This is a genomic window from Alcanivorax jadensis T9, from assembly GCF_000756655.1.
Taxonomy (GTDB): domain Bacteria; phylum Pseudomonadota; class Gammaproteobacteria; order Pseudomonadales; family Alcanivoracaceae; genus Alcanivorax; species Alcanivorax jadensis.
The window spans coordinates 47,250-59,752 of sequence record NZ_ARXU01000009.1 but is presented as its reverse complement, the minus strand read 5'-3'; the positions used below and the strand labels follow the sequence as shown (position 1 = coordinate 59,752).

The following is a 12,503-nucleotide window of genomic DNA, read 5'->3' as shown; positions in this document are numbered from 1 at the left end:
TGCATGGAAACAGTGTGGATAGCATTGGGGAGTGGTTCAAGCGCTTTGTCATAGCGCCTCTGCCAGCTTCGCCAATACCCCGTTCAGGTGGTGCATGCCCTTGTCGGTGCAATGCAGTCGCTGAGCGGTGACCTCCAGCAGTCCCTGTTGCCGGAGTTCCCCCAGATTCTTTATCCATTGTGCCGCAGGAAGGCCGGTGTTGTCCTCTACAGTCTGTAACCGGATACCCTCCACGAGTCGCAGGCCGTTCATCAGGGATTCGAACAAGCGGTCATCTTCTGTCACTGGCTGGAACTGGCGGCGGGCCTGTTCCGGGTGGGCCAGATAGTCTTCCGGCTTACGGGTTTTCTGGTAGCGGTGGATGGTGCCCCGGGCGGCATCGGTGATCTTGCCGTGGGCGCCTGCGCCGATACCCAGGTAATCGCCGAATTGCCAGTAATTCAGGTTATGCCGACAGGCATGGCCGTCCAGGGAAAAGGCAGAAACCTCATAGCGCTGAAACCCCTCGCTGGCCAGCAGGGCAAAGCCGGCCTCTTCGGTATCGGCCATGCTGTCGGGTGCGGGCTGGTCGGGGGGGGAGCGGTAGAAGACGGTGTTCGGCTCGATGGTTAGCTCGTACCAGCTCAGATGTGTCGGCTGCAGCGCAATGGCCTGTTGCAGGTCATCCAGGGCCTGGGCCCGGCTCTGGCCGGGCAGGGCATGCATGATATCCAGGTTGAAGGTGGTGAAGCCGGCCTCCCGGGCCTGGCGGGCGGCATCAATGGCGGTACTGGCATCATGGATGCGGCCCAGGGCTTGAAGGTGCGCATTGTTAAAGCTCTGCACCCCGATAGACAGCCGGTTGATGCCAGCCTCCCGAAAGCCGGCAAAGCGACCCGCTTCCACCGTGCCAGGATTGGCCTCTAGAGTGATTTCAGCCTGATCGGTCAGGCATAGCCGTTGCCGGATACCCTGAAACAATTGTTGATAAAAATCCCCGGACAGCAAACTCGGCGTGCCGCCACCAATAAACACGGTTTCCACTGGCCGATCCCCGATCAGCGATAGATCCTGATCCAGATCCTTCAGCAATGCCTGCAGATAAGCCGCCTCTGGCAATTCACCCCGCTCATGGGAATTGAAATCGCAATAGGGGCATTTGCGCACACACCAGGGAGTGTGGATGTACAGGGAGAGGGGTGGGTTCTTGAGGGGCATGAGAGTTGGAGGAGCGCTGTAGCAATGGGAAAGTGTGGGCATGGTAGCAGAATAGTTGACAGTTGATAGTTGACAATTGACAGGGAAAAACAAAGAGTTGCGTCGAGCTATGGGGCTTCCAGGGTTTTCGCTGTCAACTGTTCACTGTCAATTATCAACTGGTTTATATGGTGCATATCTGGGTAGATGCCGACGCGTGTCCGCGGCCGGTGAAAGAGGTGTTGTTTCGGGCGGCTCAGCGGGTGCAGGTTCCGTGCACTCTGGTGGCCAATCAACCGGTGGCAGTGCCGCGCTCTGCGTTGATCCGTGCCATTCAGGTGAGACAGGGCTTTGACGTGGCCGATAACGAGATTGTGCGCCGCTGCGAGCCGGGGGACCTGGTGGTGACCCAGGATATCCCGCTGGCGGCAGAGGTGGTCGCCAAGGGGGCGGAGGCGGTAACGCCACACGGGCATTGGTTGGACAAGGATACCGTGCGCGAGCGGTTGAATATGCGCGATTTCATGGAAGAGATGCGCTCGGCCGGTATGCAGACCGGCGGCCCCAGCAGTTATTCGGGTCAGGACAAGGCGAGATTCGCCAATGCCCTGGATCGCTGGCTGGCTCGTGTTCAGAAATAGCTGGTCAGGCCGATCTGGCCCCAGCTGAGGTCATTACCGCCGTCCCGGCGTACGTCTTCCCCGGCCCAGCTATGTTGCCAGCCCGCATGCAGTTCCAGTGCCGGCAGTACGTCCCAGAGTAAATGAGCGCCCACCTCCCTGTGATTCGGGCCGTTGTAATCCTCACTGGCATAGCCGTCATCGTAGGTCTGGGTGATATGAAGTTTACCGGTCCAATCGGGGGCCAGTTCTCTCCGGGCGTGCAGTGTCAGAGCATAGAAAGCGCCAGAGGCCTGTTTGCTCCAGGTGCCATCCAGAGATACGGATAGCCAGGGCTGAAGCGGCGCGGTAAAACCGGCGCCGGTTTCCACATCATCCGCACCCTGCGGGTGAAACTGCAGGTAGGTGACGTTGAGGTAGGGGCTCCAGTGCTCCACGTAGGGAGCGTATTCCACGAAGAGATTGTTTTCCCGGTAATCGCTGCCATTGGCCCAGGCCTGCCAGACCCCGGCGGTGATGGGCCTGGCGGGTCAGGTCAACGGCAGCGGAGACCAGAGGGTTGCCGTCCAGGTTGTCTCGCCCTTCGGTCACATAGCGGCTTTGCCACTGAGACTGGAAGCTGCCCTCCAGGCCACTGCCTTGGGCCAGTGAGACGAGTGATGTCAGGGCACTGGCGACGGCAAGTTGTCGTGTTCGCATAATGGCATCCCTGCTGCACGTGAAGTCCATGCTAACAGGCCTGGAAGATACACGGGTGAAGGTGACTGGAGAACATTACTGCAGGGCCTGGATCAGCTGGGCCATGGCCTTGCCCCGGTGGCTGAGTGCGTTTTTTTCTTGCGCGGGCAACTGGGCGGCGGTGCAGTGCTTTTCTTTAACAAAGAAATGCGGATCATAGCCGAAGCCCTGCTCTCCCTGGGGTTCCAGTACGATTTCTCCGTCCCAGGTGCCCTGGCAGATCAGCGGGGTGGCATCATCCTCGTGGCGCATGAGCACGATCACGGCTACGTAGCGGGCGTTACGGGAGACGTCCGGCGCATCGGTCAGCATTTCCACCAGCAAGGCATTGTTCTTGGCATCGGTGGCGCCGACCCCGGAAAAACGCGCTGAGTACACCCCAGGGGCTCCTTTCAGTGCTGCCACTTCAATGCCGGAATCATCGGCGATGGCGGGCAGGCCGGTGTATTTGCTGGCATTGCGGGCCTTGATAATGGCGTTTTCCACAAAGGTGGTACCGGTTTCATCCGCTTCCGGCACGGAAAACTCACTCTGGGCCACCACCTCAATATTCAGTGGCGCCAGCAGTTGCTGCATTTCGGCGAGTTTTTTGGCGTTGCCGGAGGCAAGAACGATTTTTTCCATGGAAAACTCCTGACGTCGTTAGCGGCGAGCTTCTAGCGACGAGCTGCGAGGAAAAGAGAAAAGCCTGGAACTTGAGTGCCCGGCTCTTTGTTATCCAACTGTTTAGCTCGTAGCTGCTTTTATACCGTCACCCGATAGATCGCAATTTCTCCGAACAGGTTCGGCCATAGTCTTGCCAACAGGCCGCTGCGATGGCGGCGGTTGATTACCTGCCGTTCCAGGATGCGAATATTGCTCTTGCGACAGTGGGTTTCGAAATCCTGCACCGTGCACAAGTGGATGTTGGGCGTGTTGTACCACTCGTAGGGCAGCGTGGAAGACACCGGCATGCGTCCTTTCAGACCCAGGTAGGCGCGCACCCGCCAGTGGCCGAAATTGGGGAAGGTGATAATCGCTTCGCGACCCACGCGCAGCATTTCATTGAGGATTTGGTCCGGGCGTAGCACGGCCTGCAGGGCCTGGGTCATCACCACATAATCGAAACGATGATTCTGGAAATTGCCCAGGCCTTCGTCCAGATCCTGTTCCAGTACATTGACGCCTTTTTCAAAACAGGCCGCCAGGTTGTCCTGGTTGATCTCCAGGCCGTAGCCACGGATCTGCTTGTGGTGTTGCAGGTGGGCCAGCAGGGTGCCGTCACCACAGCCCAGGTCCAGCAGGCTGGCGTCAGCGGGGATCCAGTCACTGATCAGTTGCAGGTCATCACGCATGGTCGCCTGCCTCCACATTGTTGACGCCGTTTTCCACTTCGTTGGCGACCCTGTGCATGTAGGCGCCGAACAGCTTGGTGTATTCGGGAATATCCAGCAGGAAGGCGTCGTGGCCTTTGGGCGTATCGATTTCCGCGTAGCTCACATCACGGCCGGCATGGACCAGGCCGTTGACGATTTCCCGGCTGCGCTCCGGCGCAAAGCGCCAATCCGACGTGAAAGACATGACTAGGAACTTGCACTCCGGCTTTGCCAGGGCGGTTTCCAGGGAATTATCGAACTCCCGGGCCGGGTCGAAATAATCCAGCGCCTTGGTCATCAGCAGGTAGGTGTTGGCGTCGAAATTGCGCGAGAACACTTCGCCCTGATGGCGCAGATAGGATTCCACCTGGAATTCCACGTCGAAGCCGAAATGGAAGCGGCCGGCACGCAGGTCGCGACCGAACTTCATGCGCATGGCGTCGTCGCTTAGGTAGGTGATATGGCCGACCATGCGCGCCAGGATTAGTCCCTGACGGGGATAGGTGTCGTGCAGGTAATAGCGCCCGCCGTGGAAGTTGGGGTCGGTAAGAATCGACTGGCGCGCCACTTCATTGAAGGCAATGTTCTGGGCAGACAGTTTCGGCGCCGCGGCGATGACCACCGCATGACTGAGTCGGTCCGGGTAGTCGATGGACCACTGCAGTGCCTGCATGCCGCCCATGCTGCCGCCGATCACCGCCGCCCAGCGGGAAATTCCCAGCACATCTGCCAGCCTGGCCTGACTGTTCACCCAGTCCTTCACCGTCATCATGGGGAAGTCCGGCCCCCAGGGCTGACCGCTTTCCGGGTTGATGGACGCGGGGCCGGTGGAGCCGTGACAGCCACCCAGATTGTTCAGGCTGACCACGAAAAAGCGGTTGGTATCGATCACCTTGCCGGGCCCGATGCAGGCATCCCACCAGCCGGGGCGCTTGTCGCTCTTGCTGGTATAGCCGGCGGCATGGTGGTGGCCGGACAGGGCATGGCAGATCAGCACCGCATTGGAGGCGTTGCTGTTGAGGGTGCCATAGGTCTCATAGACCAGCTCGTAGGACGTCAGGGTACGGCCGCATTCCAGTTCGAGAGCAGTATCAAACTGGAGCGTTCTGGGCTCGACCAGACCTACAGAGTCTTCAGCAGACCATGGAGCGTCGTCGGGGATCTGTTGCGGCATGATGACTCGCTTGCAAAGGATGCCGCAAAGTCTAAAGCCCGCCCGGTGGCCGTGCAATCGGCGACCGGGCGGTTGGCCTGTTAATCAGTGGATGATTTATCCCAGAGGGGAGAAATGTTCCTCTTCGCTCTGGTTGCGGATGTCGATGTGATGATCCAGCGCCTGGTGGACGCGATTGCGTTCATGTTTTCGATCCACATCAATCAGCAGCAGGTAATTGCCGTTTTTCACTGACTGCAGATAGGGGGCCAGATGATGATTGGACTGGGAAATACCGCGTAGACCGCCGGCCCAGGCACCGAAGCAGGTGAAAAACAGGGCAGTCAGCAGCCATACTCCCAGATGGGCATCCACGCCCCATGGATCAATGAACGCGATGGCATAACCGGCAAGCAGACCGATCAGCAGGCCGCGGGTGGCGCCGCTGTAGCCATTACTCATGATGTCGGTATCTTCCCAGGGGGTGGTGGCGTTGATGCCGTGACGATCAAGCTCACCGGCATCCCGTGCCATGACATGAATACGATCTCCACCGATACCGGCGGTATCCAGGCGGGTGATCGCGTTGGAGACCTGTTGCAGGTTGGGAACGAGATAGTAAACCCGATACATGCGTCTTACCCTCCGTCGTTATATGTTGGGTTCACGCTAAGCCTGCCACAGTGAGTGCCGGGTCAAAAAGTGATCAAGATGGGGTGAAGCATGGCAAAACAGGATCTTCTCGACCGCCTCTACGCCCAGGTGGCCAACGAGGAAGACGCACGTACCTGCACGGACATCAGTGATGCCGCCTGTCGGGAGGTGCCCGGGAATTTCTTTCGTATCATTTGCGCCAATACCCTGACCAAGATCGGCGATCTGTTGATCAACCCGAAAACCGTGCTGGCCTGGCTGATCACCGCGGTAGGGGCGCCGTCTTATCTTGCCGCGTTACTGGTGCCCATTCGTGAATCCGGCTCGCTGATTCCCCAGTTGATGATCGGTGCGCTGGTGCGTCGCTACCCGGTACGCAAGGGCTTCTGGACCCTGGGGGCGGCGCTGCAGGGTATCGCCGTGCTGGCAATGGCCGCAGCGGTCTGGTTGCTGGAGGGCATGCAGGCAGGTCTGGCGATTATCGGTTTGTTGGTTCTGTTCAGTATCAGTCGCGGCTTCTGTTCCGTGGCCATGAAGGATGTGCAGGGGAAGTGCATCCCCAAGTCTCGCCGTGGCCGCCTTACCGGGCTGTCTGCCACGCTGTCGGGCGCCATCACGTTCGCACTGTCACTGGTGATCTTCCGCGGAGGTGAGGATCCGTCCATGGCGTTCTATGGTGCGTTGTTGGCGTCGGCAGGGGTGGCCTGGTTAGTGGCTGCGGCGGTGTTCTTTAGCGTAGACGAGTATCCGGGGGCCAGCGAAGGCGGCAATAACGCTTTCAAGGAAGCGCTGGCCAGTCTCAGCCTGCTGAAAACCGATGCCCCTTTCCGCCGTTTCGTGATCACCCGCGCCTTGCTGATGGCGTCGTCGCTGGCCTCGCCGTTCCTGGTACTGGTGGCCCAGGAGCAGGCCTCGCTGCCGCTGCTGCTGGGCAGCTTCGTGCTGGCCTCCAGCCTGGCCAGTACCGTCAGCGCCACGGTCTGGGGCTATATGGCCGACACCTCCAGCCGTAATGTGATGGTGCGGGGCGGTGGGCTGGCGGCGCTGGTCTGTCTGCTGGCCGGTGGGTTCGCCGCCTGGGGTCCGCAGGCGGATTGGCTCCACTGGCTGTATCCGCTGGCCTTCTTCGTGCTGGCCATTGCCCATGCCGGCGTGCGCATCGGTCGCAAGACCTACATGGTGGACATGGCGGGTGGCACCAAGCGCACGGACTACACCGCAGTGAGTAATACCGTTATTGGCTTTCTGTTGCTGGCAGTGGGTGGCATCAGTGCGGGGGTGGCACTGTTGGGCAATGACTGGGCCTTGCTGGTGTTGGGGGGTATGGGCGCGGTGGGAGTGCTCAGTGCGAGATTGCTGAAAGACGTGTAATACGCGTATTTGTTGGAGCTTTGTTCACAAAGCGAAGAGCGAGAGAGGCAAGGGCGTCCACTTTTCGCTTTGTGAACAAAGCTCCAACGGGGAGGGCTTAGCTTTTTTCAAACAATAGATCCCACACCCCGTGCCCCAGTTTTTCACCGCGCCGTTCAAATTTGGTTTCCGGGCGCCATGATGGCCGGGGTGAGAATTGTCCGGTACCGGCGGTATTGGTGAAGCCTTCGGCGTCGTTCATCACTTCCATCATGTATTCGGAGTAATTCTCCCAGTCCGTGGCCATGTGCAGCACGCCGCCGGGCTGCAGCTTGCGATGCACCAGGGCCACCCAGGCGGGTTGAACGATGCGGCGCTTATGGTGTTTTTTCTTGTGCCAGGGGTCGGGGAAGTAGAGTTGCACCCGGGCCAGGCTGTTATCCGGGATGCATAGCTCGAGAATCTCCACCGCGTCATCGCAATAGCTGCGCAGGTTGCTCAGGCCGCGCTGCTGGATTTCCATCAGCAGGGCCCCCACTCCCGGGCGATGCACTTCGATGCCGATAAAATCCTTGTCTGGATCGGCCTGCGCCATATCCGCCAGGGAGTGCCCCATGCCGTAGCCAATTTCCAGAACCCGAGGGGCATCGCGACCGAAGACCGCTTGTGGATCCAGCACTCCATCGGCGCGCTCCAGGCCAAATTGCGGCCAGAGGCTATCCAGCGCATTACGCTGTCCGGCGGTGAGGCGGCCCTCGCGCAACACAAAGCTGCGCACCTTGCGCATGACCTTGCCGGTTTCCGGGTCTTGATCCTGTTTGATGAAATCGAGCATGGGGCTGCCAGGTGAGTTGAAGCGGGGAGCGATTGTAGCAAAAACCGCGAGTGGGTGGGGTTCACGTCACCTTGATGGCAAGTGGGTGATTATCACCCTGCAAGTCATGGTATTGAAAACCCCATTACCCCGGCGCCGACTCTCCCCCAAGATCGGCGCCTTTTTTTTATCGACTGATGCCGTCCAGCGGTGAAGAGGCTGAGGCATACGCCTTTCGGGGCATGCGCCCGGCCAGGAAAGCTTCGCGCCCGGCTTCGATCGCTTTTCTCATGGCGGAAGCCATCAATACTGGTTTCTGTGCATGGGCCACGGCGGAGTTGAGCAGCACGCCGTCACAGCCCATTTCCATGGCCAGGGCGGCGTCGGAGGCGGTGCCGACGCCGGCATCCACGATGATGGGCACGTTCGCCTCTTCCAGGATCAGGCGGATACTGTGCGGGTTGAGAATGCCCAGTCCGGACCCGATCAGTGAACCCAGCGGCATTACCGCCACACAGCCCATGTCTTCCAGTTCCTTGGCCACAATCGGGTCATCGTTGGTATAGACCATCACCTTGAAGCCGTCATCGATCAGTTCCCGGGCCGCTCGCAGGGTGTGGGTAATGTTCGGATACAGGGTTTTCTGGTCACCCAGCACTTCCAGCTTTACCAGATCATGGCCGTCCAGCAGTTCCCGCGCCAGCTTGCAACAGCGCACCGCATCCTCGGCGGAGAAACAGCCGGCGGTGTTGGGCAGGATGGTGTACTTGTCCGGGTTGATGAAATCCAGCAGGTTGGGCTCGTCTGCGTTCTGGCCAATATTGGTACGGCGAATGGCCACGGTGACGATCTCGGCGCCACTGGTTTCGATAGCCTCGCGGGTTTCCTCGAAATCCTTGTACTTGCCGGTGCCGATCAGCAGTCGGGAAGAATAGGTGTTGCCGGCAATAGTGAGCAGGTCGGACATGGGGCCTCGCCTCGGTTCGGGTTACTGCGTAATAAATAGGGTCCGGGTGGTGTCAGCCACCGCCGATGGCATGGACGATTTCCACCACATCGCCATCGTTCAGGGTGAAATCGTCATGCTGACTTTTCGGGACGATGTCCCGGTTCACTTCCACCGCCAGGCGGCGGCCGGCCAGATTCAGCTGAGTGACCAGATCCGCGATGGTGGTGCCATCCAGAGTCAGGGTATCGCCGTTGACGGTAAGCTTCATGATAGAGATCAAACTGCCTTGAACAGGGACCAGGCCAGCATCAGCCAGCCAATGATCAGTGCGGTGCCGCCCAGCGGGGTAATGGCGCCGATCCATTTCTGACCGCTGAGCACCAGCACATACAGGCTACCACTGAAAACCAGGGTGCCGGCAAACAGCACCCAGCCAGCGGTGACCATGCCGCTGGCGCCAAACGCCCTGGCCAGCAACCCACACAGCAGCATCGCCAGGGCATGGTAGAAATGGTATTCGCTGGCGGTGGACCACACGGCAAGCATGGATTCATCCACGCGGGATTTCAGGCCATGGGCACCGAAGGCGCCGAGGATAACGGCCAGTGCGCCGTTAAGGGCGCCGAGTACGAGGAGAATTTTCATGGACGGTATGTTACCCGCTTGCAGGCATGCGCGCAGCACGTAACCGGTGAAAATAAAAAGCCCCTCGAAGGAGGGGCTTTTTGCGGTCGGCGTTACGCTGCGATGGCGTTACGCAGCTTTTTGATGGCGTTGTTTTCCAGCTGGCGGATACGCTCGGCGGACACGCCGTACTCGTTCGCCAGGTCCTGCAGGGTGGACTTCTGATCGGCCAGCCAGCGGCGCTCGAGGATGTCGCGGCTGCGTTCGTCCAGCGCCATCAGGGCTGAGCCCAGTTGGCGGCTTTCCCGTTCCTGCTGATCCTGTTCGGCCAGCAGGTCCGCGGGATCGCTGTTGTCGCTGTGCAGGTACGCGGCCGGGGACACTACGGTGCTGTCCTCGTCGTCGTTGGTGGGGCCATCGAAACTGGCGTCGTAGGCACCCAGGCGGCCTTCCATTTCTTTTACCTGGATGGCAGTAACGCCCAGATCATCGGCCACTCGTTGCGCTTCTTCCATGCTCAGGCGACCCAGGCGCTTCTTTTGCCCGCGCAGGTTGAAGAACAGTTTGCGCTGGGCCTTGGTGGTGGCCACTTTGACGATGCGCCAGTTCTTGATCACATATTCGTGGATTTCCGCCTTGATCCAGTGCACCGCGAAGCTCACCAGGCGTACGCCCTTGGTGGGGTCGAAGCGTTTCACCGCTTTCATCAGGCCCACATTGCCTTCCTGGACCAGATCGCCCAGGGGCAAACCATAGCCGGTGTAGCTGCGGGCGATGTGCACTACGAACCGCAGGTGCGCGAGTACCAAGTTGCGGGCGGCATCCACGTCCTGTTCGTAGAAATACTGTCCTGCCAAACGTTGTTCGTCGTCTGCGCTGAGAACCGGCACGGCATTAACGGCTCGCATGTAGGCGTCCAGGTTATTACCCGGTACGGCCAACATCAGCGCCTGTGCTTGCGTTGAAGGGTTTGTCATGCGCGTTGTCTCCTCGTTGAAGACCAGTCTATGTCCTGTATGTGCCGCTGATCTTAGCACTCGGTTCTTTGGAGTGCTAATAGGCAAAAAGGTTCCCGCCGATTGAGAGGGTCGATGGAGCAATCACCAAGTCTAGGCCGGCCATGTGAACCGGTGATGAACACAGGGTTGGACGTGCATGAAAGTGGAAGGTTCCTGGGGTGTCTGCTGTAGGAGCGGCGCTCGAGCCGCGAACATACGTGCGACAAGCCGTGCCAGGCCGTGGCGGCTCATACCCGCGGGCCACAGAGAGCGCCGCTCCTGCAGCGGTTAAAAATTCGGCTCGATATCACCCAGATGCCGACCCACGGCCAACCAGGCGCCCAGAAGCCCCAGGATGCCACTGAATACGGGCAGGATGATCAGGCTGGATGCGGCCATTGATGTGAGTGATTCCTCACTATTGTACAGCGCCAGTAGTTCGTCGATTGGCCCGCCGAGCCACCACAGGGCCACCTGTACCAGGATGACCGCCGTTGCGCCGCCGGCAAAGCCGAAGCAGAAACCGGAGTAGAGGAAGGGCCGGCGCACGAAGCCGTCGGTGCCGCCGACGATCTTCACCACCACGATTTCCTCCCGGCGGCTTTCGATGGCCAGGCGGATGGTGTTCACCACCACCAGCACCACCGCGGCAGCCAGCGCCAGGGTGAGAGCGGAAATCAGCCGTTCGCCCAGTTCAATCAGGGCATGCAGGCGGCGTACCCATTCCACATCCAGCTGTACCAGATCCACCCCGTCTGCCTCCGCCAGGCGGTTTTCCAGGGCGCGCAGGGTGACCGGGTCGGTCTCGTCCGGGTAGACCACAATCAGCGGCGGCAGCGGGTTGTCCGGCAGGGCCTCCAACACGTCGCCAAAGCCGGACAGGGCCTTGAATTCCGCCAACGCCTGCTCCCGGGTAATCACCTCGGTGCGACTGATGTTGTCCAGCCCTTGCCAGTCGCTGGCCAGATCCCTTTGCCGCTGCTCGCTGATATTCATTTCCATAAACACGGACAGGTGGGCATTGCCGTCCCAGCCGCGGGTAATGGCACGGGCATTATCCAGCAGCACCGCCAGCCCGGCAGGCAGTGCCAGGGCGATGGCGATCACCAGAATGGTCATGGCACTGCTGGTACGTGCGGCGTTAAGCCGTTGCAGGGCATCCTTGAAGGAGTCTTGATGGTGTTGACGCCAGCTGCGGAAACGGTCCTGCAGGGAGGTGCGGGCACTGTGCGCCCCGGCCACCCGGCGCACTCGCTCCGGTTTCTGGCGGCTGGCCTTGATCGGGGTGGCGTTTCTGGGCCCCTTGTTAGCTGCCATGGTGGCCCCCTTCGTCGCCGTCGTGGATCAGGCGCCCCTCACGCAGGGTCAGCAGGCGGTGGTTATAGCGGGCGATCAGGCTCAGGTCGTGGGTGGCGATCAGCACGGCTACACCAACCCGGGCGAAATCCTTGAACAGGTCCATGATCTCCTCGGAGAGGGCCGGGTCCAGGTTACCGGTAGGTTCGTCCGCCAGCAGCAGCGGCGGCTTGTTGACCACCGCCCGGGCGATACCCACGCGCTGCTGCTCGCCGCCGGAGAGCATGATCGGGTTTAACTTTTCCTTGTCCAACAGGCCCACCTTGTCGAGTGCGGCCCGCACCCGTTTGCCGATATCGCTGCGCGCATAGCCGGCGATAATCAGCGGCAGGGCCACGTTGTCGAACACGGTCCGATCGAACAGCAATTGGTGGTTCTGGTGAACCATGCCGATCTTGCGGCGCAGCAGTGGGATCTGCCGGTTGCCGAAGCCATTCAGATTCTGGTTATCAATGAGTACCTGACCCTGGGTGGGACGCTCCAGCATCATGATCAGTTTCAACAGGGTGGATTTGCCCGCCCCGGAATGACCGGTCAAAAACGTCAGCTGCCCGGCGGGGAGCGTGAAGCTCACCTTGCTGAGTGCGTCTTTGCCGTTCGGGTAGCGTTTGCTGACCCGGTCAAACTGAATCATGACGTCCCTTGGGATGTGTTATGTCGCAGTAGGAGCGCCGCTTGAGGCGCGAACAACCGTTGTCGCGAGTACAGTTCGCGCC

Annotated in this window: 15 protein-coding genes; 2 read left to right on the top strand and 13 right to left on the bottom strand. The window is 60.1% G+C overall.

Annotated features, from left to right (window positions below; all coding sequences use genetic code 11):
• Nucleotides 1–48: 48 nt before the first annotated feature.
• A complete protein-coding gene (hemW, locus tag T9A_RS11830; protein WP_035248649.1) occupies nucleotides 49–1,197 on the bottom strand; it encodes a radical SAM family heme chaperone HemW in 1,149 nt (382 codons plus the stop codon).
• Between the two features lie 170 nt (nucleotides 1,198–1,367).
• Between hemW and T9A_RS11825 the strand changes: the two genes are divergently transcribed.
• Nucleotides 1,368–1,817, top strand: coding sequence for a YaiI/YqxD family protein (locus T9A_RS11825; RefSeq protein WP_198030666.1), 450 nt, complete (start codon nucleotides 1,368–1,370; stop codon nucleotides 1,815–1,817).
• Here T9A_RS11825 and T9A_RS11820 read toward each other — a convergent pair.
• From T9A_RS11820 to T9A_RS11800, 5 genes are all read right to left on the bottom strand, one after another.
• The gene (locus T9A_RS11820) at nucleotides 1,808–2,251 is read right to left on the bottom strand and encodes a hypothetical protein (protein WP_035248643.1); all 444 of its coding nucleotides are present in this window, start codon (nucleotides 2,249–2,251) and stop codon (nucleotides 1,808–1,810) included. The two genes, T9A_RS11825 and T9A_RS11820, sit on opposite strands and share 10 nt — an antisense overlap.
• 319 nt (nucleotides 2,252–2,570) lie before the next feature.
• Complete coding sequence (gene rdgB / locus T9A_RS11815; RefSeq protein ID WP_035248640.1) at nucleotides 2,571–3,158, bottom strand: RdgB/HAM1 family non-canonical purine NTP pyrophosphatase; 588 nt, start codon at nucleotides 3,156–3,158, stop codon at nucleotides 2,571–2,573.
• Between the two features lie 119 nt (nucleotides 3,159–3,277).
• Nucleotides 3,278–3,868: a methionine biosynthesis protein MetW gene (gene metW / locus T9A_RS11810; RefSeq protein WP_035248636.1), complete on the bottom strand. Its 591-nt coding sequence runs from the start codon at nucleotides 3,866–3,868 to the stop codon at nucleotides 3,278–3,280.
• A complete protein-coding gene (gene metX, locus T9A_RS11805) occupies nucleotides 3,861–5,063 on the bottom strand; it encodes a homoserine O-succinyltransferase MetX (protein WP_156964895.1) in 1,203 nt (400 codons plus the stop codon). Before metX ends, metW begins: the two co-directional genes overlap by 8 nt.
• A gap of 96 nt (nucleotides 5,064–5,159) precedes the next feature.
• Nucleotides 5,160–5,675: a hypothetical protein gene (locus T9A_RS11800; protein WP_035248633.1), complete on the bottom strand. Its 516-nt coding sequence runs from the start codon at nucleotides 5,673–5,675 to the stop codon at nucleotides 5,160–5,162.
• A gap of 90 nt (nucleotides 5,676–5,765) precedes the next feature.
• Between T9A_RS11800 and T9A_RS11795 the strand changes: the two genes are divergently transcribed.
• The gene (locus T9A_RS11795; RefSeq protein WP_035248631.1) at nucleotides 5,766–7,067 is read left to right on the top strand and encodes an MFS transporter; all 1,302 of its coding nucleotides are present in this window, start codon (nucleotides 5,766–5,768) and stop codon (nucleotides 7,065–7,067) included.
• Between the two features lie 97 nt (nucleotides 7,068–7,164).
• Here the strand turns inward: T9A_RS11795 and trmB are convergent, their stop codons facing one another.
• The 7 genes from trmB to ftsE form a co-directional block, all read right to left on the bottom strand.
• On the bottom strand, nucleotides 7,165–7,881 hold the full coding sequence (gene trmB, locus T9A_RS11790) for a tRNA (guanosine(46)-N7)-methyltransferase TrmB (protein WP_035248627.1): 717 nt from the start codon (nucleotides 7,879–7,881) through the stop codon (nucleotides 7,165–7,167).
• A gap of 166 nt (nucleotides 7,882–8,047) precedes the next feature.
• Nucleotides 8,048–8,827, bottom strand: a complete 780-nt coding sequence (locus T9A_RS11785) for a thiazole synthase (RefSeq protein ID WP_035248624.1) — start codon at nucleotides 8,825–8,827, stop codon at nucleotides 8,048–8,050.
• A gap of 52 nt (nucleotides 8,828–8,879) precedes the next feature.
• On the bottom strand, nucleotides 8,880–9,077 hold the full coding sequence (gene thiS, locus T9A_RS11780) for a sulfur carrier protein ThiS (protein ID WP_035248621.1): 198 nt from the start codon (nucleotides 9,075–9,077) through the stop codon (nucleotides 8,880–8,882).
• Between the two features lie 8 nt (nucleotides 9,078–9,085).
• Nucleotides 9,086–9,454, bottom strand: a complete 369-nt coding sequence (locus T9A_RS11775; RefSeq protein WP_035248618.1) for a DUF423 domain-containing protein — start codon at nucleotides 9,452–9,454, stop codon at nucleotides 9,086–9,088.
• A gap of 92 nt (nucleotides 9,455–9,546) precedes the next feature.
• The gene (gene rpoH / locus T9A_RS11770) at nucleotides 9,547–10,410 is read right to left on the bottom strand and encodes an RNA polymerase sigma factor RpoH (protein WP_035248615.1); all 864 of its coding nucleotides are present in this window, start codon (nucleotides 10,408–10,410) and stop codon (nucleotides 9,547–9,549) included.
• Nucleotides 10,411–10,719: 309 nt separating this feature from the next.
• Entirely contained in the window at nucleotides 10,720–11,748 is a 1,029-nt protein-coding gene (gene ftsX / locus T9A_RS11765; RefSeq protein WP_035248612.1) for a permease-like cell division protein FtsX, read from the bottom strand.
• Nucleotides 11,738–12,421, bottom strand: a complete 684-nt coding sequence (ftsE, locus tag T9A_RS11760; protein ID WP_035248610.1) for a cell division ATP-binding protein FtsE — start codon at nucleotides 12,419–12,421, stop codon at nucleotides 11,738–11,740. The genes ftsX and ftsE overlap by 11 nt, the downstream gene beginning before the upstream one ends.
• Between the last annotated feature and the right edge of the window lie 82 nt (nucleotides 12,422–12,503).